Below are 24,949 nucleotides of genomic sequence, written 5' to 3' on the forward strand. Positions count from 1 at the left end.
GAGTTTATGCGCAGGGGTGGTCGGCGACACGCGCGAGGGACCGTTCGAGGAGGTCTGGGGCGTCGTACGGCAGCCAGCACACCCGCGGATCGCGACGGAACCACGACTCCTGCCGGCGGGCGAAGCGCCTGGTGGCCCTGATGGTCTCCGCGATCGCCTGCTCCTCGCTCCACTCGCCCTCGAGGAAGCGGATGACCTGGGCGTACCCGAGGGCGCGGCTCGCCGTGCGGCCCTCCGCCAGCCCTTGGCCGAGCAGCGTCCGCACCTCGTCCACCAGCCCCGACTGCCACATCCGCTCGACCCTGAGCGCGATCCGCTCGTCCAGCTCCGGCCTGGGCACGTCGAGGCCGATCTGGACGCTCGGGTAGACGGCGTCGTACGACGGCATCGTCGCCGAGAACGGGCGGCCCGAGTGCTCGATCACCTCCAGCGCGCGCACGATGCGGCGGCCGTTGCTGGGCAGGATGGCCGCCGCGGCCGCCGGATCCTGCTCGCGCAGCCGCTCGTACAGCGGGGCAGGGCCGCGCTCGGCCAGCTCCGCCTCCAGCCGCGCCCTGATGTCCGGGTCGGTGCCGGGGAACTCCAGGTCGTCGAGCGCCGCCCGCACGTAAAGACCGCTGCCGCCCACCAGCACGGGCACCTCGACCGCGTCGATGACCTTCCTGACCAGGCGCTGGTATTCGGCCACGCTGGCGGTGACCGTGACGTCCCAGATGTTCAGCAGGTGGTGGGGGACGCCGCGCATCTCGGCCGGGCTCAGCTTGGCTGTGCCGATGTCCATCCCGCGGTAGAGCTGCATGGAGTCGGCGTTGACACACTCGCCCCCGAGGCGGAGCGCGATGTCCACGGCGAGGTCGGACTTGCCGGCCGCGGTGGGGCCGACGACGGCGATGACTGGCTGCTGGCGCACGTCCACCAGTTTGCTAGAGGTCCAGCAGTGTCGGTTGCAGATAACCCTCGTGGGTCAGCAGCCAGCGCTTGGTCTCCACGCCCTCGCCGCCGCTGAACCCGCCCAGCCCGTTGCCCGCGATCACGCGGTGGCACGGGACGACGATCGGGATCGGGTTGGAGCCCATGATCGAGCCGATCCCGCGGGCCGGCACTTTCGAGCCGCTGAGCCGGGCCAGCTCGCCGTAGGTGACGGTGGTGCCGTACGGGACCTTGTGCAGCGCCTGGAGCACCTGAAGGCGCGCGCCGGACATCAGCCGCCAGTCCACGGGCGTCCCGAACTCCTTCAGATCGCCGGCGAAATAAGCGTTCAGCTCCGCGACCGCGGAGGCCGTACGATCCGAATCATGGACCTCCGCCAGCCCGAGCCGGTCGGCCAGCCGCGCACGGGAGCCCCAGCCCGACGCGACGAGACCGGCCTCGGTGACGGCCAGCACAAACGTGCCCACCGGCGTGGGCACGTCAGCGAAGGCAACGGTGGTCATGATGTCCTCACGTGAGCTCGTGGTGCTCGGCACCTCCAGCGCTGTCCCTACCCGACACCGTAACCACAATGGCTACCTTTTGCGCTGGGACGGTCAGGGCTTCCTGTTCGACCCGGGGGAGGGCACGCAGCGGCAAATGGTGCACGCCGGGCTGAGCGCGCACGACGTGCACTGGGTGTGCGTGACGCACTTCCATGGCGATCACTGCCTGGGCATACCCGGGATCGTCCAGCGCATCGCCCGCGACCGGGTCACGCATCCGGTGCGGGCGGTGTTCCCGGCCTCCGGCGAGAAATACTGGCGGCGGCTGCGCCACGCCGCCGCGTTCGCCGACACGCGGATCATCAGCGAGCATCCCATCTCCGGCGACCTGGCCGGCGTCGGGCCGATCATCGCGCGCCGCCTGTCCCACCCCGTCGAGTCGTACGGCTACCGCGTTCAGGAGCCGGCCGGCCGCCGCATGGTGCCGGAGAAGCTGGCCGCTCATGGCATCCGCGGCCCGGAGGTCGGCGAGCTGCAGCGTACTGGCTCCGTGCGCGGCGTCACCCTCGAGGAGTGCAGCGTGCCCAAGCCGGGGCAGAGCATGGCGTTCGTCATGGACACCCGGCTCTGCGACACGGTCTTCGAGCTGGCCTCCGGGGTGGACCTGCTGGTCATCGAGTCGACGTTCCTGTCGTCGGAGCAGGCGCTGGCCAAGGAGTACGGGCACCTGACGGCGTTCGAGGCGGGGCTGGTGGCGGCGGACGCGGGGGTGCGCAGGCTGGTGCTCACGCACTTCTCCGAACGTTACGGGTTCGGCGACGAGCCGGCGTTCGTGGCCGAGGTGCGGCGTCATTACGACGGGGAGGTCGTGCTCGCCCGCGACCTGATGACGATCCCGGTGCCGCGGCGTCAGGTCCACAACCCGGCGAAGTAACCCACGCCATAGGGGGCCGCCCGCGTGAGCAGGCGGCCGTGCAGCCTCGCCGTCTCCGCGGCTCCGGCCAGCACCTGCAGGGCGGCCCTGCCGCTCACCCACAGCCGGTCCGCTTCCTTCGGGTCCAGTGCGGCGAGCGCTCCGGGGGCGGCGGTGGCGACGGCGTCCGCGATCAGGTCGTCGTACGGCTGCGCGGCGTCGTCGTACCTGCCGGGAGCTTTGGGGGTGAGGCAGGCCGAGCCGTCGGCCATGACCAGCAGAGCCACCCGCTCGCCAGCGGCCGCCAGCTCGGCGCCCAGGGAGAGGCATTCCTCGGTCGTGGCGTCGAAGGCCACGGAATGGAAGGCGTCGGGGGCGTGGTCGCGCAGGAGGCAGCGGCCGACGGTCAGCGACAGCGGCAGTACGGGCTCGCCGCGGCCGGCCGTGACGTCCAGGCCCCATGGGCGCAGGGTGCCGGCCGCGTGGCCGTCGTACGAGGCGGCGTGGCCGGCCCCGCCGACGACGATGAGCGTGTCGGGGCGGGTCGCGAGCAGGCCGGCGATCGCGGTGTGGCAGGCGGAGCGGAGATCGGGCAGCTGGGTGACGATCAGCGGAGTGGGCGGGCAGACGGCCGCGGCGGCAAGCACGAGCGCAAGCGTACGGTGCCGCCCTCCGCCACCTGGTCAGTAGGGGCTCTGTCCGTCCCGCACCTTCGCGAACAGACTCTGGGCGTAGGCGTGGGCCGCCCTGTGGAGCCCGCCCCCGAAGCTGACCCTGGCCACCCCCAGCTCCGCCAGTCGCGCGAGTGACGGCGTGTCTGGCCGGAAGAGAATGTTGACCGGCCCGCCGACCTCGGTGACCAGCGCCTTGATCGTGTCCTCGTCGGCGAGCGTGATCGGGTACACGCAGTCGGCGCCTGCTGCGCGGTAGAGCCGCCCGCGCTCGACGGCCTCCTGCGTGGAGGTCCTGCCGTGGAGGTAGGTGTCGATCCGCGCGTTGATCACCAGATCCTGCCCGGCGGCCGCCCGCACCTCGGCCAGGAACTCCGCCTGGACGCCCGGGTCGACCAGCTCCCCGGTGCGGGGGTCGGTGTCCTCCAGGTTGCAGCCCACGGCGCCGGCGGCGGTGAGCCGCTCCACCAGCTCGGCGGGCTTGAGCCCGTAGCCGCGTTCCACGTCGGCCGTGACGGGCACGTCCACGGCTCTGGTGATGCGGGAGACGGCGGCCATCATCTCGCCGACCGGCGTGCCTTCGCCGTCCTCGTACCCGAGCACCTTCGCGACGGCGGCGCTGCCGGTGGCGACCGCCGGGAAACCGGCTTCCTGCACGGCGCGCGCGGAGGCGGCGTCCCAGATGTTGGGCAGGACCAAGGGGCTCCCGGGTGTGTGCAGGGCGCGCAGCACGTCCGCCTTGTCAGTCGTCATGTGACGACCCTAGGGAGCAGAGTGGCTCCCGCCGTAGGTCCAATGCGGCCCATTACCGGCAAGCCACTTGAGACGCCGGCGCTCGGCACCCGCTCCGGAGCACCATCGTGGGGCACGGTCCAGCCGGCACTCAACAGCCGCTCGTGGCGCACTGCCCGGATAGCTCACCCGCCGGGCCGTCCGCCGGGTTGTCGGCCGCCGGCTCCTGCGGCGCCTTCGTGGGTGACGAGGTCGAGGGCCTCTGACCACCGGTGCCGGTCTGGGTGCCGCGGGAGCCCGTCGAGGAGTCGGAGCCGGTGTCCGAGCCGGTGTCGGCGACGGGGTCGCCGCCGGTGCCCGTGTCGGTGTCGGCGTCGCCCATGCTGCCGTCGTCGGGCAGGTCGTTGTTGGGGGCGTCGGTGGCGACATCGCCCACGGTGGCGTCGTCGCCCTGGACGTTCGGATCGGCGCTCTGGGAGGTTGCGGGCCCACCGTTGCCCTGCTGCGTGGCGGGGGTGGTGGGGTTCGCCGCCAGCATGTAACCGACGCCGCCCGCCGCGAGCACGGCGACGAGCGCCGAAGCGGCGATGGCGATGGTCTTCTTCTTGTTCTTCGGGGGCTCCGCGCCGCGGCCGTCGCTCCTTTGGGCCAGGCGCACATCGCCTGGTCCGGACAGGATCTCGTGACGATCCGGCTCGCTCGGATCTTGCATGGGGGCACAACTCCCTGCGGTCGTATCGGGGAAAGCTCGCCGGCTTCCGCGGGTGATGGACCACACTAGCCGCATCAGAGGAATGCTCGCACACCAATCACAAAGGAATCACGACTTGTCCCCGCTTAGATCCATTTCTGCAGGTGGCCGTGGGCGCCTGCCATCGGTGGCAGGAGCGGCCGGAGTCCTCGTCACCGCCCTCGTCGGGATATTCATGGCATTCACCGGTTCCGCGGAACGGTCGCCACAAAGAACCACGGAAATGGATGAGGAAACGCAGCTTTCCGTAAGATCTAATTCACCCTCCGCTACTTCGGTGGTCTCGTATTTGCCATTGATCGCAACGCCACAGTCGGTCCTTGGAACGTTCCACAGCGCTGCCTCGACGCCGCTGCCGGCCCCGTGGGTCCAGGCCGCGCCATCGCCGGGAGCGCTGATCGCAGCCGCGCCGTCGCCGGGAGCGCTGACCGCAGCCGTCCCATCGTTCGGCACGAAACGCGCGACTCCCCAGGCCTCCCGTCCGCAGCGGTCAGCAACCCCCAACGCGACTTCCCCCACGCGGCCGACGACTCCTCGCGCCGCCCCTCCCAAGCGGTCGGCGGCTCCGCGGCAAGTGGGCTCGCCGACCCCGCAGCCGCCTCCCCAAGTGCGCCCGGCGCCGGAGCCGGTCCGGCCGTCTCCCTCTCTCCGGGGCGTCGCGGACCCCTGCGCCACCTTCCACGACTTCCGCCGAGAGCCCTGCTACAGCTTCCTGAACCGCCTCACCGGATGACGTGACGCAGTGGACAGGCCCGCCACCGACGAAGATGGCGGGCCGGTCACCGAGCAACGATCAGTCGTCGTCTTGATCGCCGTCGTCGTCGGCCCGCTTCGTCCCGTGGTCAGTGATCTTGCCGGTGACGGCGTCGACGTCGACCCCGTACCGCACCGAGCCCTTGGTCAGCTCGATCTCCCACACGTCCGGCCGGGTGCCACGCCGGTCGTGGTCGAGCTCGCTGACCCAGGCTCCGGGCACCTGCTTGTGCGCGATCTCCATGGCCTTCTCGGCCGTGACCTTCGGGGCGGCGGCCGCGGTGGCGGCGAAGGCGGCCGCGCCCCCGCCGCCGACGAGCACGACGATCCCGGTACCGACAACGATGAGCTTCTTCGTGATTCGCATGACCCCAGGACATCGGGATGCCGGGTAACCGCGCGCTAAACCGTGGTTAAGACCACCTCTACGCACGTCCCGCCCCCTGGAGGTGAGGAAACGGCGAGCCGGCCGCCACACGACTCGGCCGTCCGCCGGGCGATGTCGAGCCCGAGGCCGGTCGAGCCGCCTCCGCTGTTCCCGCGCTCCAGCAGCGCCGGATCGAACCCGGGGCCCGAGTCCTCGACCGCCAGCAACGCCCCGGACGGATGCGGCGCCAGCCGTACGGACATCGCGGCGCCTTCGGGCGTGTGCGCGAAGACGTTGCCCAGCAACGCGTCCACACACGCCGCCAGGTCCTCGGCCCGCACCGCGACCGCCAGCGGGCCGGAGGGAAACGAGACCGACACCTCCCGCCCCTGGTCCTCGGCCAGCACCGACCAGAACCGCACCCGCTCGCGCACCACCGCCGCCGCGTCGCACGACGCCTGTCCGGCCGTGCGGCGCCGCGCCTCCGTGATCACCGCGCTAACCGCCCGCTCCAAGGCGTCCACCCGAGCCTGCACCCGCGCCGCCTCCTCGGGGTCGCGCAGGGACTCGGCGTCCAGCCGGAGCGCGGTCAGGGGAGTACGCAGCCGGTGCGACAGGTCTGCCACCGACTCCCGCTCGGCCGCCAGCAACTCGTCGATCCGCCCGGCCAGATGGTTGAGCGCCAGAGCCACCGAGCGCACCTCGGGCGGCCCGCCCGGCTCGGCCCGCGCAGTCAGATCACCTCCGGCCAGCCGGTGCGACACCCGTGCCAGCCCGTCCACCGGCCGGGTCACGGCCAGCGCCAGCCGGTCGGCCAGCACGATCCCGAGCACCACCAGCGCAAGCCCCAGCACCAGCAGCCCCGCCCACGCCTCGCGCACACCGCGCGTGAGCTCGGCGTCCGGCACGAACACCCTGATCACGGCCGTGCCCTCAGGCGACTGCCCCGAGACCAGCACCTCCCTACCCCCGGCGACATGGGCGGTCACACTGCGCCCGGTCGCGGCCAGACGCACGGCGTCGGAGCGGGGCGCCGCCGCACCCACCGTGCGCCCGTCGGGCAGGAACACTGTCACCGGACGCGACACCTGCTGCACCGCCAGCTCCAGATCGGGCGTGCCGACCGCGACCGCCACGGACTCGGCGGCGGCCGTGGCCCGGCTCATCGCGCCGTTCTCGGCCACCGCCCGGATCAGCAGCGCCATCGGCACCAGCAACGCGATCAGGACGAGGGACGTCGTCGCCGCCACCAGCAGCGCCAGCCACCGCCTCATGACGGCTCGACCAGCTTGACCCCGACGCCGCGTACCGTGTGCAGATAGCGGGGCTCGGCGGCGGTCTCGCCCAGCTTCCTGCGCAGCCACGACAGGTGCACGTCCACGGTCTTGTCCGCGCCCCCGTACGGCAGCTGCCACACCTCTGTCAGCAGCTCCCGCTTGGTGACCACTTCACCGGGCCGGGCGGCGAGATAATGCAGCACGTCGAACTCGCGCGGCGTCAGATCCAGCGGCGTGCCGTCCAGCGTGGCGGTACGCGCACGCGGGTCCACCCGCAGCGCCCCCACCGCCAGCGGCTCAGGCGCCGAGCCGCCCGCCCGCCGCAGCACGGCCCGCACCCGCGCGTCCAGCTGCGCCGCACTGTACGGCTTGACCACATAGTCGTCGGCCCCCGCGTCCAGCACGGGCACCATTTCGGCGTCGCCGTCGCGTGCCGTGGCCACGATGACGGGCACGCGGCTGACCGCCCGCAACATCCGCAGCAGCTCCACCCCGTCCAGGTCGGGCAGCCCCAGGTCGAGCACGATCAGGTCGGGCCGGTCCTGTACGGCCAGCCGCAGCCCGTCCAGCGCCGTCGGCGAGGAGGAGACGGCATGGCCGAGCTCCCGCAGCCCTCGGCCGAGCGCCGTACGGATCGCCACGTCGTCCTCGATGAGCAGGATGTCAGCCATATACATGAACGTAGACGCTCGTTGACCGTGCCCTGAGTGCCCTTATCGTCCCCTTAACCCCGCCTTAGCATGACATGGGGAAAGCTGAGGGCGATGAAGAGACTCGTACTGGCCTGGGTGGTCACCGCCGTGGCCGCCACCGCAGCGTCCCTGGCGGTGCTCGGCCTGGTCGGCACCGGGCTCACCGGCGCCTCCAGCCGCGTGCTCAGCCAGGAAGACGCCCGAGCGGCCCTGGCCACCGCCACCCCGCGCGCCGCCACCACGACCCCGGCAGGCACGCCCGCGCAGTGGCAACAGGGCAAGCTGATCCGCAGCGCGGGCGGCACCGTGATCGCCTCATGCACCGGCGACCAGGTAGTGCTGCGCTCGTGGAGCCCGGCCCAGGGCTACTCGGTGGACGGGGTGGAGCCGGGTCCCGCGAACGAGGCCACAGTGGAGTTCGAGCCCGACGAGGGCGAGGACGTCGAGCTGAAGATCGTCTGTGTGAACGGGAGTCCCGCCGCGCAATGACCTGCTGACGGTGCGCAGAAAAGACCGCTCAAAGAGACGCGAATAGTCGCCTTCGCGCGCCCCGTAACACCTTCCACCGACCTTGGCTGCGTCTTTGCTCCCTCATGTAGGATCGTGAGTTTGTACTTAGCGCCTCTTGTGCCAATCGTCGTTTCCTCCCGCCCTGAGGTATCGGACCAGATAGTCCTCGAGATTATTGGCGACCCACCATCTGCCGTCCGTCTCATGATCCCACACAAATACGTCAGGCCGCTTCGGCTTGCAGATGAATGCGAACTGGTCTCCGGATCCATTGTCGCCAAAAAATAGAAGTGGATCAAAGGGCATATACAGTTCGTCGAAGTCTGGCCGCATTCTGAAATCGATATTAACGGTCAGTATGTCCTCTATCGTCCAGATGGGACGCATTCCGTAGCGTCCACGTATTCCATTAGTCTCCCCCAGCAAGGCGATAAGGTTGGCTGGGAGGGCGGAGCCAAGTGCTTCTTGGACTCTCTCTATGGACTCAGGCGTGACCGCCGGCTCGAGCTGAGCTTCCGGAAGAATATCGCTGACTAGTTCACGCCACATATTGCTGCCCCAAACGTTTACGATCTCGACGACACTCTTGTTGGCATCTTACATAATCTGGGCGTGCTTCCGCCTTGAGGTATGGGCGTTTTCTGGCTCCGTATTGGCGACACTAAATGTGAAGCAGGAGCCCCGCCCTCGGGGTGCTTGCATACCCTAGGGCGGGGACCCGAGCGCAACTTGGTTGCACCTGAAGCGGATCCCCCTGAGATTTTCGAGCGAATGAATCTCGCTCTTGGTGAATAGTTCGGGATATCTGTCCAGGATCTGCTGCTCGATTGCGTCGTGAACGACATGATCATCCTCCTTCAGGCCCGTGGCCTTGAAGAAAGTGCTCCGATAGTCATCTCTTGTAGAGGTTTCGACTCGAGCTGGTCCTCGCCTCGGAACCGATGTCCCGAGAGGGGGCTGGCAGAGTGCGCAGGACTTGTCCCTGAACCTAAAGTTGAAGGTTGGGAACACCACACCGCACGACATGCCTTCATCGCATGAAAGCGATGCCCAGTCCCACCAAGACAGACCTTCTCTGTAGGACGCGGTGGTCCTGTCCGCCTCGTATTTCGCATCACATTGAGTGACGTCTCGACCGCAAGGATCGTTAACGAAGCCCGAGAACGGGAATGTTGTATAGAAGAGGCCGGTCATCCAGCCCGACCACCAGTTGTCCCCTTCTGGCTGAGAGCTAGCTTTCGGCTGAGTTCCCGTACTTTCGCAGCTTCCGGGGCTCTTCTCGCATGCGTGATACCTCGCGTAGTCGAACTTCTCTGGCTCGAACTTGGGATTGTGCCAGGCGCGCGGTTCGTGGCCGTCGAGCTCGACATTGCTAATTGGGTTGCCGCCAGTAAAGGCGTAGCGGTTGGCGGTCCAGGGGTCGAGACCCAGGCTCAAGTCGCTGAGGGCCCTGTTGTAGGTGTCGAGGTTGAGGAAGCGGTCCCGCGCACGGACGCGGGGAAGTTCGGCGAATCGCTTGACGGGACTCAGGTCTCCGCGCTGAGTGCTGCCTTTGTCAGTTCGGCCTGCCGCCGGACCTGCCCCATGACGACGGGGTTCACCCCCTTGGCCTGGAACGTGGCGACCATCTTGTCCATGACCGCGTTGGCCCGCCCCAGATCCCCCTGCCTCGCCTGGGCCCGGGCGAGGCGGCGCATCACCATGTTGAGGGTGATGTTGTCGATGGTGGCCTCCTGCGCGACCCGGGTCAGGTGCTCGATGCCCTGCTTGGGGTCCGGCGGGCGCACGCGCAGCCGCTTGTCCGCCGTCAGCGCCTTGAACTCGCTCTCCGCGTTCAGGCCCTTCACCATCCGGGCGTACGTGGCCAGCCGGTGGTCGCCGTACCTGTCGATCACCTCGTCCAGCGCCAGGTTGCCGGAGCGCAGCGCCGGCGAGTCGGAGCCGAGCAGCGAGAACAGCTTGCCCTGCTCCTCGCCCAGCATCAGCTCCGCCACCTGGTGGTCGTCGCGGGTGACCGGGAAACGCACCCTGACCAGGCAGGCGGGGGAGATGATGCGGGAGCCGTCGGCGGCGATGTACTGGGCGCGGACCTGGTATTCACCGGGCTGCTGGAAGTAGTGCCCGTCGCGGCCGTGCCCGATGTACGCGCTGCGGTACATGGCCGGGTTGCCCTCGTCCAGCCGGATGTCCGGTGAGGTGTCGACGCAGTGGCGGATCATCGGCCGGTACAACACGGTCCTGCCGCCCGGCTGCGTGATGGACACCTGTGTGAATTCCGTGTCCGGATGCAGGTGACCGTGGGTGACGCGGGGCTCGCCGGCGCAGGAGAGCTTGAGCTCGACGACGATGGGCTCGCCCAGTTCGAACGACTCCTTGGCGCGCAGCTCCAGTCGCAGCCCCGAATGGTCCTCGACCGGCGGCTCGAACGGCTCGATCTCGGCCGCCCCGGTGCCGAACGCGTTCGCGCCCATGGCTATGTCGCGGAAGAAGCCGTGACGTAGGTGCACCAGCTCCGCGTCCGTGAATTGGAAGGGGAAGGCGGCCCAATAGCCCTGTTCGCCGCCGGGGCGGTAATTCTGCACGTAGTTCATCCACGACAGATCACCGAAGCCGCCGTCCGGGCCGAGGGGCTGGGGCGGGGTGGCGAGGTTCTTCTGCCAGGAGTGGAGCAGGTTGAAGGCGTGCCCTAACTCATGCACATACGTCCGTAGCTGCGCGCGTTGCGCCTGCGGCGAGTCGCCCTTGATCGCGTCGTAGAAGACCGCCGCCCCCTGCCTCTGGTGGGCGTCGTTGTAGTCGAACATGATGCCCCGGTAGCCGCCCACGTGCTTGCTGGCCACCAGCAGCCACACCCGCCACGCCGGCGCGTCGCCGAACGTGCTGAACTGCTGCGTCATCGCGTGGTGCAGCTCGGCGTCGTTCCACGCCAGGTCGGCCCCCGACCCGTCCACCGGGATCACCCCGGGCTGCGCAAGGGTCAGCTCGATGCCCGCCTCCGCGTAGGCGGCGCCCACGGTCAGCTGCCTGGCAGGCGAGCCGGTCGGGCCCGGCAGCGTGCCCGTGTCATACGACACGAACGGCACCGTGCCCGTCACCGAGTCCTGCTCCAGCAGCACCCGCCGGAAGTACGGCGAGGCGAACGACAGCGCATACGTACGCCCCGCCAGCGCCGCCGTCCCCGACCCATCGCTGATCGTGACGCTCACGTCCTTGTCAGGCGTGTCGAACGTGAACGCCCCGCGTCCATCGATCCGGACCTCGGCGCCCTCGGCGTGCACGGCGGGGGAGTTCACCACGAACGAGCCGACGTACGAGGTCGTCGCGCCCGCCACGGCGAACAGGTCGCCGCTCACCCTCCCAGTAGGTCTGGTCCCGTCGACGTCGACGCGGAGCGCCAGCCGCGAGTCGCCGTCCTGCCCCTCGTACAACCCGCTGATCATGGCCGCTCCTGGGGAATCGTCAGGGATTACATCGTCCCCCGCCAGGAGCCCCTGTCAACGAGCTCCGCGAACTTGAAGCGCCCCCAGCAACTCCTCCGACGCCCGGGTGATGGTCTCGACGGCCCGGTCGAACGCCTCGGCGTTGTGCGCGGCGGGCGCGCGGAAACCGGAGATCTTCCTGACGTACTGCAACGCGGCCGCGCGCACGTCCTCCTCGGTCACACTCTCGGTGAACGGAGGCCGCAGCGTCTTGATGCTCCTACACATGCCTCAACGGTAGCCCGGGTCGCTCAGCAGGAGGACTGAGCTCGTTGCCGAAGTCGAGGGCGATCTTGCGCAGCCCCTCGGCCAGCTCGTCCCGGTCCCGCGCGTCGATGCGCTCGGCCGGTCCCGACACCGACATCGCGGCCACCACCCGGTTGCCGTCCCACACCGGCACCGCCAGGCAATGCACGCCCAGCTCCTCCTCGCCGAGGTCCATGGCATATCCCACGGTTCGGACGCGGCCGAGCTCGGCCAGCATGGCGCTGACGTCGGTGATCGTGTTGGGGGTGCGGCGCGGCATGCCGGTCCGCTCGAACACGGCCACCGCGTCCCCGTCGGGCCGCCCCGCCAGCAGCACCTTTCCCACGGCGGTGCTGTGCGGCAGCACCCGCCGCCCGACCTCGGCGAACATGCGCAGCCTGCGCGGCGAGGGCACCTGCGCCACGTAGACGACGAAGTCCCCTTCGAGCACGGCCAGGTTCGCGGTCTCGCCGGAGAACTCGACCATCTTGGCCAGGTACGGCTGCGCCCACACGCCGACCATGCTCTCCGCGATGCCGCCGAGCCGCACCAGGCCGCCGCCCAGGGCGTACCGTCTGTCGGATTCCTGGCGCACGTAGCCGCGCGCGAGCAGGGTCTGCAGCAGCCGGTGGATGGTGCCGTACGGCAGCCCGGTCCTGGCCGCGATCTCCGACAGGCCCGCCTCGCCACCGTGCTCGGCCAGCGCCTCCAGCACGTCGAGCGCCCGCTCGACCGACTGCACACTCACAGGCCCTCCTTCGTCGGCCCTGTGAGTACACTGCTGCGTCTAATGGTTCGCTCGCTTCGCTCGCTCACAGACTCACCCCGCGCAGCGAGGCGTCCAGCACCTCGGCGGTGTGCGCCACTCTGATCTCCGCGCCGTCCCGCCGCATGGCGGCGGCGATCTGCATGGTGCATCCGGGGTTGGCGGACACCAGCAGCTCGGCTCTGGTCGAGCCGACCGCCTTGGCCTTCCTGTCGCCGAGGTCGCGGGCCGCCTGCGGCTGGAAGATGTTGTACGTGCCCGCCGAGCCACAGCAGATGGCCGACTCGGGGATCTCGCGCAGCTCCAGGTCGGGGATGCCGCTCAGCAGCTCGCGCGGCTGGGCGCGCACGCCCTGGGCGTGGGCCAGGTGGCAGGCGTCGTGGTAGGCGACCGTGAGCGGCAGCGGATGCCGCTTGGCCACGGGCCCCAGCTCGGTCAGGAACTCCGACAGGTCACGCACCTTGAAGCCGGGCTCGCGGCCGAGCAGCTCGGCGTACTCCTTCATGGAGGAGCCGCAGCCGGCCGCGTTCACCACGACGGTGTCCACCCCGGCCCGCTCGAACGTCCTGACCGTGCGCCGCGCCAGCCGTTTGGCCTGGTCGTCGCGCCCGGAGTGCACGCTGAGCGCCCCGCAGCAGCCCTGCCCCGGCGGGATCACCACGTCGCAGCCCTCCAGCGCCAGCACCCGCGCGGTGGCCGCGTTCACCTGAGGGAAGAACTCGCCCTGCACGCAGCCGGTGAGCATGCCGACCACGGCCCGCCGCTCTCCTCTCGCCCGGACCACCCGCGGCAACCGCTGCCGCCGCTCCACGCGCGGCGCGAGCGCGGCCATGGCCCCGAGGCTCGGGTTGACGCGGGCCAGGAACGGCGCCATCCGCTCGGCCAGCCCCATCCCCGGCCGCAGCAGCCGCAGCCTGCGCGGGTACGGGAACAGGGAGAACACGATGCCGCGCACGGCCCGCTCCTGCGGCTCGCGTTCGTGCTTCCGCTCGACCTCCGCCCTCGTCAGCTCGATCAGCCGGTCGTACTTGACCCCGGACGGGCAGGCGGTCACGCACGCCATGCACCCCAGACAGGCGTCGAAATGCCCCGCCATCTCCGGCGTGATCGGCGTGCCCTCGACGTGCTGCTGCATCAGATGGATCCGCCCGCGCGGCGAGTCCATCTCCTCGCCCCACAGCACGTACGTCGGACACGTCGGCAGGCAGAACCCGCAGTGCACACAGTCGTTGATCAGTTTCGGGTCCATCTCAGATCCCTCCCACGAACCGGCCGGGAGACATCCTGCGCCCGGGATCGAACTGCTCCTTGACCCGCCGCATCAGGGGCAACCCGCTGACCTGCCCCCACCGGTCGATGCTCGCGTACGGGGCGGCGAGCACGCTCACCCGCCCCCCGGCCCCCTCGACCCGCTCCCGCACCGCGGACACGGCCGCGGCCAGCGCCGGCTCCCCGATCGCCCCCCACGATTCCAGCAACACCCGCCCGGACAGCGCAGAGCCTCGCAGCGACAGCCCGGTGCCGGCCACCGCGTCCAGCACGGCCCGCGTGCCCGTGGCCGGGAAACGCACCTCGACCAGCACGTCGTCGTTCGAGATCAGCCCCCACCACGGCGGCGGCTCGCCGGTCAAGGCACCCTTGCCGACCAGCCCGCGCAGCGCCTCGGCCCGCGACTCGGCGGCCGTGCCCTCGACCAGCACGGCCAAAGTCAGCGGCCCGGCAGGGTCCGGCCAGTCCACCTCGGCGGCGCTCGGCTCGGCCTGCGAGGCGGCCAGCGCCGCGGCGACCGGCGGCAGCTCGTCGCGGTCGAGCTCCGCCGTGATCCAGCGGCGGTCGGCAGGCAGCGGGTGCAGGCGGAACGTGGCCTCCGCGATGACGCCGAGTGTGCCGTACGAGCCGGTGAAGAGCTTGCCGAGGTCATAACCCGCGACGTTCTTGACCACTTTGCCGCCCGACCGCGCGATCGTACCGTCGGGCAGCACCACCGTGATGCCGATGAGCAGGTCGCGGGCGGTGCCGTAGCGGAACGCACGCGGGCCCGCGGTCGCGGTGGCCAGCGTGCCGCCGACCGTCGTGCCCTCGGCGAACGGCACGTCCAGCGCCAGCTCCTGTCCCTTGTCCGCGAGCGCGGTGGCCAGGGCGTCCATCGTCACCCCGGCCTGCGCCCGGACCACGAGGTCGCCGGCAGCGTGCTCGAGGATCTCGTTCATGCAGCACATGTCGAGCAGCACGTCGCACCGCTCCGGCGGCGGGGCCCAGTGCAGCTTCGTGCCGCCGCCGGCCGGGACCACCGCCAGGTCCCGCTCGGCGCAGGCACGCAGCACGGCCGCGACCTCCTCGACCGTCTCGGGCAGCGCCACCCAGCGCGGCTTGACCCCGCTGACGGCGTCGTCAGCGCCCGCCTCCCTGACCGTCGCCCCCAACATCAGAACTGCTCCGCCTTCCCGGACTCCACCAGGGGATGCACACCCTTCCGAACGCCCGGCGCCTCCCCGCACAACCGCGGCGTGGGGAACACCTTGCCCGGATTGGACAGTCCCCGGGGGTCGAACGCGCACCGGACCAACTGCATCGTGTCCAGGTCGGCCTCGCTGAACATCCTCGGCATGTAACGGCTCTTGTCCACGCCGACGCCGTGCTCGCCGGTGATCGAGCCGCCGTGCTCGATGCACAGGTCAAGGATCGCGCCGGAGACCACCTCGGCCCGCTCGCCCGCCCCCGGCTCCGCGTCGTCGAAGAGCACCAGCGGATGCAGGTTGCCGTCCCCGGCGTGGAAGACGTTGGCCACCCTGATCCCGTGCTCGGCCGACAGCCGGTCGATGGCGGCCAGCACGCTCGGCAGGGACGTGCGCGGCACGACGCCGTCCTGCACGATGTACGCCGGACTGATGCGGCCCACCGCCGCGAACGCGGACTTGCGACCCTTCCAGATCGCCGCCCGCTCGGCGGGGTCGGCCGCCACCCGCAGCTCGAACGCCCCCGAGCAGATCTCCGTGAGCTGCGCGAACTGCCGCTCCACCTCCGCCGCAGGGCCGTCCAGCTCGACGATCAGCACGGCGCCCGCACCCTCGGGGTAGCGGCAGGCCACCGCCGCCTCGGCCGCCTCGATGGCGAGGGCGTCCATCATCTCGATCGCGGCCGGCACGATGCCCGCCCCGATGATCGCCGACACCGCCTGGCCGCCCTGCTCGATGCTCTCGAACGCGGCCAGCACCGTGGTCACGGTCTGCGGCGCGCGGCTGAGCCGTACCGTGATCTTGGTGGCGATGCCGAGCGTGCCCTCCGAGCCGACGAACGCGCCCAGCAGGTCGTAGCCGGGATCCATGCGGTCGAGCGTGACCAGGTCGCCGTCCGGGGTGACGATCTCGCAGGCCTCGACGTGGTTGACGGTGAAGCCGTACTTGAGGCAGTGGGCGCCACCGGAGTTCTCCGCCACGTTGCCGCCGATCGAGCAGACCTGCTGGCTGGACGGGTCGGGGGCGTAGTAGTAGCCCCGGTCGCGCACGGCCTCGGTGATGGCGAGGTTCGTGACGCCCGGCTCCACGACCGCCCTGCGGTTGTCCAGGTCGATCTCCAGGATCGCGCGCATCTTGGAGGTGACGATGAGCACGCCGTCCTCGCGCGGGAGCGCGCCGCCCGACAGGCCCGTGCCCGACCCCCTGGCCACGAACGGCACGCTGAAGTCGTTGCATAGGCGTACCACCCGGGCGACCTGCTCGGCCGTGTCCGGCAACACGACCACGGCCGGGGTCGCCCGGTGGTAGGTGAGGCCGTCGCACTCATACGTGCGCAGGCGTACCGGATCGGTGATCACCGAGTCGTAGGGCAGCAGGGAACGCAGGGCCGCCACCAGGGTGTCCAGCACTCGATCACCTCCGTTTCCGATTATTCACGGCATGCGGGCATAAGCGGGAAGAGTCAGGAACTCGGCAAAGTCGTCGTCCAGCGCCACTTCCTTGAACAACGCGGTGGCCTGCTCGAACAACTTCTCGTCGTAGCCCGGCTCCGTGGCGATCCCGGCGAGCTCCTCGGAGATGATCTGCTCGACCAGCTCCTTGGTCACCTGTGCGCCCGTGTCCGCGAGCGTGATGTCGTTGTGGATCCACTGCCAGATCTGCGAGCGCGAGATCTCGGCCGTGGCCGCGTCCTCCATGAGGTTGTGGATCGCCACCGCGCCGAGCCCGCCCATCCAGGCGGCCAGATAACGCAGCGCCACGTCCACGTTGTTACGCAGCCCCGCCTCGGTGATGTCGCCGGGCGTCTCCGAGACGGCCAGCAGATCGGCCGCCGTCACGCTGACGTCCTCGCGCAGCCGGTCGAGCTGGTTGGGCCGGGAGCCCAGCACCCCGTCGAACACCTCGCGGCAGATCGGCACCAGGTCCGGGTGGGCCACCCACGACCCGTCGAACCCGTCGCCCGACTCGCGCGTCTTGTCCGCCCGCACCTTATCCAGGGCCACGGCGTTGACCTCGGGGTCCTTGCGCGAGGGGATGAACGCCGCCATCCCGCCGATGGCGTGCGCGCCGCGCTTGTGACAGGTCCGCACGAGCAACTCGGTGTACGCGCGCATGAACGGGGCCGTCATCGTGACCGCGTTCCGCTCCGGCAGCAGGAACTCGCGGCCCCTGGTGCGGAACTTCTTGATCACGCTGAACAGGTAGTCCCAGCGGCCCGCGTTGAGCCCGGCCGAGTGGTCGCGCAGCTCGTAGAGGATCTCCTCCATCTCGAACGCGGCCGGATACGTCTCGATGAGCACGGTGGCCCTGATGGTGCCGTACGGGATGCCGAGCAGCTCCTGCGCGCGGGTGAAGACGTCGTTCCAGAGCCGCGCCTCCAGGTGCGACTCGATCTTGGGGAGGTAGAAGTACGGGCCCTTGCCCTTGTCGATCTGCCGCTGGGCACAGTGGAAGAAGTAGAGCCCGAAGTCGAACAGCGACCCCGACACCGGCCGCCCGTCCACGGTGGCGTGCTTCTCGTCCAGGTGCCAGCCGCGCGGCCGCACCACGACCGTGGCCAGCTCGTCGTCGGGCTTGAGCGCGTACGCCTTGCCGCCGGTCTCGAAGTCGATCGTGCGGTCGAGCGCGTCACGCAGGTTGAGATGACCGGCCACGCAGTTCTCCCAGAGCGGGGAGTTGGCGTCCTCGAAGTCGGCCAGCCACACCTTGGCGCCGGAGTTGAGCGCGTTGACGGTCATCTTCTTGTCGACCGGCCCGGTGATCTCGACCCTGCGGTCCTCCAGGCCGGGCGCCGGTGGCGCGACCTGCCAGTCGGCCTCCCTGATCTCCTTGGTCTCGGGGAGGAAGTCCAGCATGCCGCCATTGGACAGCTCCGCCTGCCGCGTCTGGCGAGCCTCCAGCAGCTCCAGCCGCCGGGCGCCGAACTCCCGCTGGAGAGCCGCCACGAAATCGAGCGCCTCCGGCGTGAGGATCTCGTCGAACCGGTCGAGCATCGGGCCGGTGATCTCCATGGGACCTCTTTCCGCTCTGTTTTCCGCTCCGTGGAAAATCACTTCTGGATTGTGGAAGTGAAGCTACTCCCCTCCTGCTTCCCGGGTCAAAGGTGGGGTATTCCTCGGGGGCTCCTCGGGGGCATTCCTGATGGGATCGGCAGCCTCATCGCGAAAGGATTGGAGGCATGAAGACGATCGCGATCGCGGGTGGGCTGCTGGCCTCGGCGGTGCTGCTGACGGGTTGCGGGCTCGGCGACATCGCCGGCCCCACGAACCAGGACACGACGTCCTACGAGGTGACCGACAAGGTCACCAAGCTGCAGCTGGAAAGCGGCGCCGGCGACACCGTCGTCACGGAGACCGACGGCGCGGCCGTCCGGGTCGTCGAGAAGCTCCGGTGGCGCGGCGACGACAAGCCCAAGCCGGAGCACAAGGTCGAGGGCGGGGTGTTGCTCGTCACGTACGACTGCCCGTCGAACTGGGGCAGCTGCAGCGTCGACTACGAGATCGAGGTCCCGAAGGGACTGGCCGTCGACCTCGACAGCGGCTCGGGCAACATCACGCTCAGGGCGCTGACCGGGGACATCGACGTGCACGTCGGCTCCGGCGACGTCGACGCCACCGACCTGGCGGGCAAGAAGGTGGTCGCGGAGGCGGGGTCGGGGAACGTCGAGCTCAAGTACACGACGGCGCCCGCCAGTGCCCAGCTGAAGGCCGGGTCGGGGGACATCGTGCTCAACGTTCCCGACGGGGCCTACGACGTGCGGACCGACACCGGATCCGGCGATGAGACCGTCTCGGTCAAGAACGACGGCTCCTCGCCGAACAAGATCTCCTTGACCGCGGGCTCCGGCAACGTCAGCGTGTTGCCTCGTTAACCAGGTGCTTCCCCACGGGATGTTCTGCCACCATCGGGGAAGACATCGAGGTGTCCAGACGTTTCCCTCATAGAGATGACACGAATGCACGAAAACATCACGCTCGAGACCGGCGATTTCGACCTCGAGGAGCGCCAGGCGCTCCGCCGTGTGGCAGGTCTGTCCACCGAACTCCAGGACATTTCCGAAGTCGAATACCGGCAGCTACGACTCGAGCGGGTCGTCCTCGTCGGCGTCTGGACCACGGGCACCGCGGAGGACGCGGAAAACTCCCTGCTCGAGCTCAAGCTCCTGGCCGAGACGGCCGGGTCGCAGGTGCTCGACGGACTCATCCAGCGCCGGCAGAAGCCCGACCCGGCCACGTACATCGGCTCCGGCAAGGCGCTGGAGCTGCGTGACGTGGTGGAGTCCCACGGCGCCGACACCGTGATCTGCGACGGCGAGCTGACCCCCGGTCAGCTCCGCCAGCTCGAGGAGACGGTCAAGGTCAAGGTGATCGACCGTACGGCGCTCATCCTCGACATCTTCGCCCAGCACGCCAAGAGCCGCGAGGGCAAGGCGCAGGTCGAGCTCGCGCAGCTCCAATACCTGCTGCCCCGCCTGCGCGGATGGGGTGGCAACCTGTCCCGGCAGGTCGGCGGCCGTGCCGCCGGCGGCGTCGGCATCGGCGGACGCGGCCCCGGTGAGACCAAGATCGAGCTGGACCGCCGCCGCATCCGCGAGCGCATGGCCAAGCTGCGGCGCCAGATCAGCGGCATGTCCACCGCCCGCGACACCATGCGCTACCAGCGCCAGCGGCGCGAGGTGCCGGCCGTGGCCATCGCGGGCTACACCAACGCCGGCAAGTCCTCGCTGCTCAACCGCGTCACCGGCGCGGGCGTGCTGGTGGAGGACGCGCTGTTCGCCACCCTCGACCCGACCGTGCGCCGGGCGCGCACGCCGGAAGGCAGGCTGTTCACGATCGCCGACACCGTCGGCTTCGTGCGTCACCTGCCGCACCAGCTGGTCGAGGCGTTCCGCTCCACGCTGGAGGAGGTCGCCGACGCCGACCTGATCCTGCACGTGGTCGACGGCTCGCACGCCGACCCCGAGGGGCAGCTGGCGGCGGTGCGCGAGGTGCTCGCCGACATCGACGGCGCCAAGGACATCCCCGAGATCGTCGTGATCAACAAGGCCGACGCGGCCGACCCTGAAGTGCTCGACCGTCTGCAGCGCCGCGAGCGGCACAGCATCGTCGTGTCGGCGCGGACGGGCAAGGGCATCCCCGAGCTGATTGCGCTCATCGAGCGGGAGCTGCCCAGGCTGGATCTCGAGGTGCACCTGCTGGTGCCGTACGAGCGGGGCGACCTGATCTCGCGGGCCCACAAGGAGGGCGAGGTGCTCTCCGTGGGCCACGTGGAGGACGGCACGATCCTGCACGCTCGCGTGCTGCCCAGCCTGTTCCAGGAGCTGGAGCGGGTGGGCAAGCCGGTCGAACGCGTCTTTTGACGATTCCGCTGGGCGGGCTCGCCGTGCTGCGGTACGGTGGGGCCGCCCGGCGCGGGGTTGATGCCATCGGCGGCACATCACGGCACGGTTGGGCAGCACTGACCGCAAAGCGTGCAGAGCTGCCCAAAAACGGCAGTGGTCCCCGAACCCCGGGTATTGCTAGGATGGCCAAACCTTACGTAGGTCTGGCTAATGGGCGCGGGTTCTGGGGTTTCGGATGATGGCTCATGGTGTCTGAAGTCGTCAGCGGGGGCCACAACAAGGCGGGGCTGAGTGACGGTTGGGATCTGTGGTCTTTCTTCCGAATAACCCTGTACACCAGCCCAACATGTGAAATAACGTAACTGAACTGAAATCGCCGGATCATGACTCTGGCGATACGGTCACCGCACAACACATCGCGGATGAGAGCAGGAGACCCCCCATGTCGTCCGGACCCGGAGCGGACTCAGTGGGCGCGGCACAGGCCGTGCGCTGTGCTCCGCGCTCGCGTGGGGGCTCGCGCAGGGCGGTGATGCGGTGACCGTTCGGCTCCTGACCAACATCGGCCGCCTCTGGACCGGCAACGAGGTCCTCAGCAACGCGGCCATTCTCGTGCACAACGACCGCATCGCGTGGGTCGGGCGAGCCCCCGACCTGCCGCAGAGCGTGCCCGGGGTCGTCGACGACATCGTCGACGTCGACCACGTCGAAAACCTCGGCGGCGCGCTCGTCACGCCCGGCCTCATCGACGCCCACACGCATCCCGTCTACGCCGGCAACCGCTACGCCGAGCTCGCCATCCGCACCGGCGGCTCCAGCGCCGCCTCGATCACCGCGGCCGGCGGCGGCGTGGGCTCCACCGTCACCGTGACCCGCGGCACCGACCCGTGGACGCTGTGCAACGGCGTGCGCGAGCGGCTGCGCGGCTGGCTGCTCAGCGGCACCACCACCGTCGAGGCCAAGACCGGCTACCACCTCACGCGCGACGGCGAGCTGGCCGACGTGCGGCTCCTGCGCGAGCTGGAGAAGGAGCCGATGATGCCGCGCGTGCACGTCACGTTCCTCGCGGCGCACGTCGTACCGCCCGAATACTTCGGCCGCCAGCGCGAATACGTCGAGGCCGTGGGCGCCTGGTGCGCCGACGCCGCGGCGGCGGGCGCCGACAGCGTCGACGTCTACTGCGACGAGGGCCACTTCACCACCGAGGAATCCCGCTGGGTCCTCGCCTCCGGCCGCAACGTCGGCCTGCTGCCGCGCATCCACGCCGGCCTCTTCAGCCGCCGCGGCGCCGTGCAACTGGCCGCCGAGCTCGGCTGCGCCTCCGCCGACGGCCTGCACCACATGTCCGACGAGGACATCGCCATCATGTCGCGCTACGGCGTGCCCGCGGTCGTCTGCCCCGCCACCGCCCTCCAGCGCGGCCACCTGCCGCCGGTCCGCCAGATGATCAAGCACGGCGTGCAGATCGCACTCGGCAGCGACCACAACCCCGGCTACTGCGGCATCACGTCGATGTCGCTGGTGATCGCCATGGCGGTGTCGGCGTTCGGGATGAGCGTCAACGACGCGCTCCGCGCCGCCACGCTCGGCGGCGCCACCGTGCTCGGCGCTCCCGACCGCGGCGTCCTGGCACCGGGTCGGCTGGCGGACATCGTGCAGTGGGACGCCGACCACGAGGGCGCCTTCGCCTGGTCCTTCGGCCTCAAGCCGCGCCGGGTGTGGCGGGGCGGGACGCCGGTCCAGTAGCACGGGCCGTTTGGTCCCTCTGGCTGCGAGCCTGATCTTTCGCTTTCTCGCTTCAGGGCAGGGCGGCCGACTGGCTAATGTCGGCGTATGTCATCCACGGTTGCCGTCGTCACGGATTCATCCGCTTACCTGCCTGCGGTGCCGGGTGTCATGGTGGTGCCGTTGCAGGTGATCATGAAGGGCACTCCGTATGACGAGGGCCCTCGTGACGAGGGGTCTCTTGAGGAGGGGTCTCTTGAGGAGGGTCCTCGTCACGAGCGCTCTCGTGGCGCGGGGTCTCATGACGAGGGCTTTTCTGACGCTCGCCCGTCGTCGGATCGTGAGGGCCGGAGCGGCACGACTCCCGGGACGTGGCGTGCCACGGACACCCTGAATGACCTGGCCTCCGCCGTCACCTCCCGCCCTTCGCCGGCCCGCTTCTCCACCTGCTACTCCTCTCTGGCGGCGGCAGGCGCCACAGCCGTGGTCTCAATCCACCTGTCCGGCCAAATGTCGGGCACCATCGAGTCGGCCAGGTTAGCCGCGCGGGACGCCCCCGTACCCGTGGAAGTGATCGACAGCCGTTCGATCGCGATGGGCCTCGGCTACCCGGTCCTGGCCGCGGCGCGTGCCGCCGCAGCGGAAGGCGCGTCGCTGGAGACGGTGGCCGCGGCGGCCCGCCGCTGCGCCGAGGCGACCCAGACGTTCTTCTACGTCGACACACTTGAATACCTGCGGCGCAGCGGCCGCATCGGCGCCGCCGCGTCCGTGCTCGGCTCCGCCCTCATGATCAAACCTCTCCTCCACATCGTGAACGGTCAGATCTCCCTGCTGGAGAAGGTCCGCACGGCGACGCGCGCCATCGCCCGCCTGGAGGACCTGGCGGTGCAGGCTGCCGGGGCCGGCCCGGTGGAGGTGGCGGTCCAGCACCTGGCGGCGAGAGCGCGAGCCGAAGCACTCGCGGAACGTCTGCCGAAACGCGTGCCTGGGCTGATGGACCTGCGCGTCGTGGAGGTCGGCCCGGTGATCGGGGCCCACGTGGGCCCCGGAATGCTGGGGCTGACCGTCACACCCCGCGACGTGTGGCCTGCGGGCGCATAGAGGCGCTCAAGAGCGCCTCTGCGGCCCTCCATCCACAATCCCGTCACCTATACCTCCACTGTCCCCAGAACCCCGCTCGGGCCTTCACAGCGGCCGCTGGAGCCCTACGTTCTCTGGCGTGCGAACGCCTGACCCGACCGCAGAGCGCGCCATAGCCGAATCCCGGCTACGGTCGATCATGACCCCTGCCCGCCGCCCTCGCCGGCTCCTCCCTCGGCGCTCGGGCGGCGGTGGCAAGCGCGTCACACCAAGGAAGGGCGGCGACGGCCCTTCCTCCGGGTCTCAGGCGCCCGAATCCCGGATCGAGGAGTCCGCCACCGCACCTTGGGAGAGGATCGGCTACCCGCTGCACGCCGGGGATGAGGCTCCTCTGACGTCGGCATGGGGGGAGACGTCGGCACCGGTCCACGACCCGAGCCCCACCACGTCGCACCAGCCCGATCGCAACGCCGACCCGATTCCCCTCCAGTCCCGCCGTTCAGCCTCAGCCCCCGGTTGGTCAGAGGGTGACCCTGTCCCTGTTCTGCTGGGCTCCGGCGGGCGTCCGGTGTCGGCGCCGGGGTGGCGGGAGCACGACCCGGGCCCCGTATCGCTTCGGTCGGGTGGCCGTCCTGTGTCGGTGCCGGGGTGGGGGGAGGACGAGCCGGGCCCTGTGTCGCTTCGGTCGGGTGGCCGTCCTGTGTCGGTGCCGGGGTGGGGGGAGGACGAGCCGGGCCCTGTGTCGCTTCGGTCGGGTGGCCGTCCTGTGTCGGTGCCGGGGTGGGGGGAGGACGAGCCGGGCCCTGTGTCGCTTCGGTCGGGTGGCCGTCCGGTGTCGGTGCCGGGGCAGCAGGATGACGGCCCCCACTCTGCACGACCTCGATCCAACAGTCTCCTGGCCCCGGCACCACACACCCGTAGCGATGGCACAATCCCTGGATCACCTGGCCGCACTGGCGCACCGATCCCCATACCACCCTCCTTCCAGGCGTTCCGTGCCGCGCTCGCCTCCCAAGCCCCTGCTCTCGATCCCGGCAAGCCGGGTCTTCGCGTGCTGCTCGCCATCGGCGCCCTCGCGGTGGCCGTCGCCGTCTTCTTCGTCTGGCGCTCCCAGCCCAAACCCGAGCCACTACCGCCTCCCACCCCAAGCGCGGCCTCGACGCCGTCCCCCACGTCGAAGGTGACCGTCCACATCGCCGGCAAGATCCGCAAACCCGGCGTCTACCTTCTCCCCGCAGGCGCTCGCGTCGCGGACGCGGTGACGGTGGCCGGAGGGGTGGCCAGAGGCGCTTCCATAGGCTCGCTCAACCTCGCCAGACGCTTGATCGACGGCGAACAGATCGTAGTAGGCGCCTCCGGAGGCCCAGCCGGTCCCGGCTCTTCCGCCGCAGACCCGGCCGCCGCCATCCTTGATCTGAACTCCGCCACGACAGAGCAACTCGAACAACTTCCGGGCGTGGGAGAGGTCCTGGCCGCACGCATCACCGAGTTCCGCGACAGCCACGGCGGATTCACCAGCGTGGAGCAGTTGCGCGAGGTGAGCGGCATCGGCCCACGCAAGTTCGACGAGATAAAGCCGAAGGTCCGGGTCTGACATGGCGTACCACGGACCTGGAGCCCCAGACCCAACACGCACCGACGCAGGGCCTCGGCCGGCAGGCATCGAGCCGGATGCGGCCCTGGAGGAGCGCGAGCACGCCTGGCCCCTGACACTCCCGGCCCTCGCCGCCTGGGCCAGCGCCCTGATCCTCCTCGGCTGCGCCGCGGTCGTCAGC

General features: G+C 70.0%; 23 protein-coding genes. 7 read left to right on the forward strand and 16 right to left on the reverse strand.

Annotated features, from left to right (window positions below):
• Positions 1 to 4: 4 nt before the first annotated feature.
• Positions 5 to 910, reverse strand: coding sequence for a tRNA (adenosine(37)-N6)-dimethylallyltransferase MiaA (gene miaA / locus EDD27_RS02170; RefSeq protein WP_127930819.1), 906 nt, complete (start codon positions 908 to 910; stop codon positions 5 to 7).
• 13 nt (positions 911 to 923) lie between these two features.
• Positions 924 to 1,433 (reverse strand): methylated-DNA--[protein]-cysteine S-methyltransferase, encoded by a 510-nt coding sequence (locus tag EDD27_RS02175; RefSeq protein WP_127930820.1) that lies wholly within the window; start codon positions 1,431 to 1,433, stop codon positions 924 to 926.
• Position 1,434: 1 nt separating this feature from the next.
• Here EDD27_RS02175 and EDD27_RS02180 point away from each other — a divergent pair, with 1 nt between their 5' ends.
• The gene (locus tag EDD27_RS02180; RefSeq protein ID WP_127930821.1) at positions 1,435 to 2,349 is read left to right on the forward strand and encodes a ribonuclease Z; all 915 of its coding nucleotides are present in this window, start codon (positions 1,435 to 1,437) and stop codon (positions 2,347 to 2,349) included.
• On the opposite strand, the gene EDD27_RS02185 is transcribed toward EDD27_RS02180, so the two are convergent.
• The 6 genes from EDD27_RS02185 to EDD27_RS02210 all read right to left on the reverse strand — a co-directional run bounded on the left by EDD27_RS02185 (position 2,325) and on the right by EDD27_RS02210 (position 7,550).
• On the reverse strand, positions 2,325 to 2,975 hold the full coding sequence (locus tag EDD27_RS02185; RefSeq protein WP_127930822.1) for a class III extradiol ring-cleavage dioxygenase family protein: 651 nt from the start codon (positions 2,973 to 2,975) through the stop codon (positions 2,325 to 2,327). The genes EDD27_RS02180 and EDD27_RS02185 overlap by 25 nt on opposite strands.
• A 36-nt stretch (positions 2,976 to 3,011) precedes the next feature.
• Positions 3,012 to 3,752 carry an isocitrate lyase/PEP mutase family protein gene (locus EDD27_RS02190; RefSeq protein ID WP_127930823.1) on the reverse strand — a complete coding sequence of 247 codons (741 nt, stop codon included), beginning with the start codon at positions 3,750 to 3,752 and terminating at the stop codon, positions 3,012 to 3,014.
• Between the two features lie 130 nt (positions 3,753 to 3,882).
• Positions 3,883 to 4,443 (reverse strand): hypothetical protein, encoded by a 561-nt coding sequence (locus EDD27_RS02195; protein WP_127930824.1) that lies wholly within the window; start codon positions 4,441 to 4,443, stop codon positions 3,883 to 3,885.
• Between the two features lie 832 nt (positions 4,444 to 5,275).
• On the reverse strand, positions 5,276 to 5,602 hold the full coding sequence (locus EDD27_RS02200; RefSeq protein WP_127930825.1) for a PepSY domain-containing protein: 327 nt from the start codon (positions 5,600 to 5,602) through the stop codon (positions 5,276 to 5,278).
• A gap of 35 nt (positions 5,603 to 5,637) precedes the next feature.
• Positions 5,638 to 6,876 (reverse strand): sensor histidine kinase, encoded by a 1,239-nt coding sequence (locus tag EDD27_RS02205; protein WP_127930826.1) that lies wholly within the window; start codon positions 6,874 to 6,876, stop codon positions 5,638 to 5,640.
• Positions 6,873 to 7,550, reverse strand: a complete 678-nt coding sequence (locus tag EDD27_RS02210; protein WP_127930827.1) for a response regulator transcription factor — start codon at positions 7,548 to 7,550, stop codon at positions 6,873 to 6,875. Before EDD27_RS02210 ends, EDD27_RS02205 begins: the two co-directional genes overlap by 4 nt.
• A 93-nt stretch (positions 7,551 to 7,643) precedes the next feature.
• Between EDD27_RS02210 and EDD27_RS02215 the strand changes: the two genes are divergently transcribed.
• Positions 7,644 to 8,060 (forward strand): hypothetical protein, encoded by a 417-nt coding sequence (locus EDD27_RS02215; RefSeq protein ID WP_127930828.1) that lies wholly within the window; start codon positions 7,644 to 7,646, stop codon positions 8,058 to 8,060.
• 126 nt (positions 8,061 to 8,186) lie between these two features.
• On the opposite strand, the gene EDD27_RS58520 is transcribed toward EDD27_RS02215, so the two are convergent.
• The 8 genes from EDD27_RS58520 to aceB form a co-directional block, all read right to left on the reverse strand.
• Positions 8,187 to 8,630 carry an SMI1/KNR4 family protein gene (locus EDD27_RS58520; protein ID WP_127930829.1) on the reverse strand — a complete coding sequence of 148 codons (444 nt, stop codon included), beginning with the start codon at positions 8,628 to 8,630 and terminating at the stop codon, positions 8,187 to 8,189.
• Positions 8,631 to 9,607: 977 nt separating this feature from the next.
• Positions 9,608 to 11,521, reverse strand: a complete 1,914-nt coding sequence (locus EDD27_RS02225) for a zinc metalloprotease (protein WP_127930830.1) — start codon at positions 11,519 to 11,521, stop codon at positions 9,608 to 9,610.
• Positions 11,522 to 11,575: 54 nt separating this feature from the next.
• Complete coding sequence (locus tag EDD27_RS02230) at positions 11,576 to 11,788, reverse strand: DUF2277 domain-containing protein (protein WP_127930831.1); 213 nt, start codon at positions 11,786 to 11,788, stop codon at positions 11,576 to 11,578.
• The gene (locus EDD27_RS02235) at positions 11,781 to 12,548 is read right to left on the reverse strand and encodes an IclR family transcriptional regulator (RefSeq protein ID WP_421917246.1); all 768 of its coding nucleotides are present in this window, start codon (positions 12,546 to 12,548) and stop codon (positions 11,781 to 11,783) included. The genes EDD27_RS02230 and EDD27_RS02235 overlap by 8 nt, the downstream gene beginning before the upstream one ends.
• Before the next feature lie 70 nt (positions 12,549 to 12,618).
• Complete coding sequence (locus tag EDD27_RS02240; RefSeq protein ID WP_127930833.1) at positions 12,619 to 13,821, reverse strand: (Fe-S)-binding protein; 1,203 nt, start codon at positions 13,819 to 13,821, stop codon at positions 12,619 to 12,621.
• A gap of 1 nt (position 13,822) precedes the next feature.
• On the reverse strand, positions 13,823 to 14,998 hold the full coding sequence (locus EDD27_RS02245) for an FAD-binding oxidoreductase (RefSeq protein ID WP_164903436.1): 1,176 nt from the start codon (positions 14,996 to 14,998) through the stop codon (positions 13,823 to 13,825).
• Complete coding sequence (locus EDD27_RS02250) at positions 14,998 to 16,434, reverse strand: FAD-linked oxidase C-terminal domain-containing protein (RefSeq protein ID WP_127940434.1); 1,437 nt, start codon at positions 16,432 to 16,434, stop codon at positions 14,998 to 15,000. Before EDD27_RS02250 ends, EDD27_RS02245 begins: the two co-directional genes overlap by 1 nt.
• A gap of 27 nt (positions 16,435 to 16,461) precedes the next feature.
• Positions 16,462 to 18,039 carry a malate synthase A gene (aceB, locus tag EDD27_RS02255; RefSeq protein WP_127930834.1) on the reverse strand — a complete coding sequence of 526 codons (1,578 nt, stop codon included), beginning with the start codon at positions 18,037 to 18,039 and terminating at the stop codon, positions 16,462 to 16,464.
• 167 nt (positions 18,040 to 18,206) lie between these two features.
• On the opposite strand from aceB, the gene EDD27_RS02260 reads away from it, so the two are divergent.
• The 5 genes from EDD27_RS02260 to EDD27_RS56210 all read left to right on the forward strand — a co-directional run bounded on the left by EDD27_RS02260 (position 18,207) and on the right by EDD27_RS56210 (position 24,768).
• Entirely contained in the window at positions 18,207 to 18,899 is a 693-nt protein-coding gene (locus tag EDD27_RS02260) for a DUF4097 family beta strand repeat-containing protein (protein ID WP_127930835.1), read from the forward strand.
• A gap of 84 nt (positions 18,900 to 18,983) precedes the next feature.
• Positions 18,984 to 20,387: a GTPase HflX gene (hflX, locus tag EDD27_RS02265; protein ID WP_241563819.1), complete on the forward strand. Its 1,404-nt coding sequence runs from the start codon at positions 18,984 to 18,986 to the stop codon at positions 20,385 to 20,387.
• A 519-nt stretch (positions 20,388 to 20,906) separates the two neighbouring features.
• Positions 20,907 to 22,115: an imidazolonepropionase gene (gene hutI / locus EDD27_RS02270; RefSeq protein WP_127930837.1), complete on the forward strand. Its 1,209-nt coding sequence runs from the start codon at positions 20,907 to 20,909 to the stop codon at positions 22,113 to 22,115.
• Positions 22,116 to 22,289: 174 nt separating this feature from the next.
• Positions 22,290 to 23,195 carry a DegV family protein gene (locus EDD27_RS02275; protein WP_127940436.1) on the forward strand — a complete coding sequence of 302 codons (906 nt, stop codon included), beginning with the start codon at positions 22,290 to 22,292 and terminating at the stop codon, positions 23,193 to 23,195.
• Between the two features lie 1,030 nt (positions 23,196 to 24,225).
• On the forward strand, positions 24,226 to 24,768 hold the full coding sequence (locus EDD27_RS56210) for a ComEA family DNA-binding protein (RefSeq protein WP_241563820.1): 543 nt from the start codon (positions 24,226 to 24,228) through the stop codon (positions 24,766 to 24,768).
• The last annotated feature ends 181 nt before the right edge of the window (positions 24,769 to 24,949 follow it).

Origin of the sequence: Nonomuraea polychroma (assembly GCF_004011505.1) — a bacterium.
GTDB lineage: Bacteria > Actinomycetota > Actinomycetes > Streptosporangiales > Streptosporangiaceae > Nonomuraea > Nonomuraea polychroma.

Bases quoted from the DNA above. Each gene is read 5' to 3' on its own strand.
- EDD27_RS02175 (WP_127930820.1), bottom strand. From the start codon at position 1,433: ATGACCACCGTTGCCTTCGCTGACGTGCCCACGCCGGTGGGCACGTTT.
- EDD27_RS02180 (WP_127930821.1), top strand. From the start codon at position 1,435: ATGTCCTCACGTGAGCTCGTGGTGCTCGGCACCTCCAGCGCTGTCCCT.
- EDD27_RS02190 (WP_127930823.1), bottom strand. From the start codon at position 3,752: ATGACGACTGACAAGGCGGACGTGCTGCGCGCCCTGCACACACCCGGG.
- EDD27_RS02195 (WP_127930824.1), bottom strand. From the start codon at position 4,443: ATGCAAGATCCGAGCGAGCCGGATCGTCACGAGATCCTGTCCGGACCA.
- EDD27_RS02200 (WP_127930825.1), bottom strand. From the start codon at position 5,602: ATGCGAATCACGAAGAAGCTCATCGTTGTCGGTACCGGGATCGTCGTG.
- EDD27_RS02205 (WP_127930826.1), bottom strand. From the start codon at position 6,876: ATGAGGCGGTGGCTGGCGCTGCTGGTGGCGGCGACGACGTCCCTCGTC.
- EDD27_RS02210 (WP_127930827.1), bottom strand. From the start codon at position 7,550: ATGGCTGACATCCTGCTCATCGAGGACGACGTGGCGATCCGTACGGCG.
- EDD27_RS02215 (WP_127930828.1), top strand. From the start codon at position 7,644: ATGAAGAGACTCGTACTGGCCTGGGTGGTCACCGCCGTGGCCGCCACC.
- EDD27_RS58520 (WP_127930829.1), bottom strand. From the start codon at position 8,630: ATGTGGCGTGAACTAGTCAGCGATATTCTTCCGGAAGCTCAGCTCGAG.
- EDD27_RS02225 (WP_127930830.1), bottom strand. From the start codon at position 11,521: ATGATCAGCGGGTTGTACGAGGGGCAGGACGGCGACTCGCGGCTGGCG.
- EDD27_RS02230 (WP_127930831.1), bottom strand. From the start codon at position 11,788: ATGTGTAGGAGCATCAAGACGCTGCGGCCTCCGTTCACCGAGAGTGTG.
- EDD27_RS02240 (WP_127930833.1), bottom strand. From the start codon at position 13,821: ATGGACCCGAAACTGATCAACGACTGTGTGCACTGCGGGTTCTGCCTG.
- EDD27_RS02245 (WP_164903436.1), bottom strand. From the start codon at position 14,998: ATGTTGGGGGCGACGGTCAGGGAGGCGGGCGCTGACGACGCCGTCAGC.
- aceB (WP_127930834.1), bottom strand. From the start codon at position 18,039: ATGGAGATCACCGGCCCGATGCTCGACCGGTTCGACGAGATCCTCACG.
- EDD27_RS02260 (WP_127930835.1), top strand. From the start codon at position 18,207: ATGAAGACGATCGCGATCGCGGGTGGGCTGCTGGCCTCGGCGGTGCTG.
- hflX (WP_241563819.1), top strand. From the start codon at position 18,984: ATGCACGAAAACATCACGCTCGAGACCGGCGATTTCGACCTCGAGGAG.
- EDD27_RS02275 (WP_127940436.1), top strand. From the start codon at position 22,290: ATGAAGGGCACTCCGTATGACGAGGGCCCTCGTGACGAGGGGTCTCTT.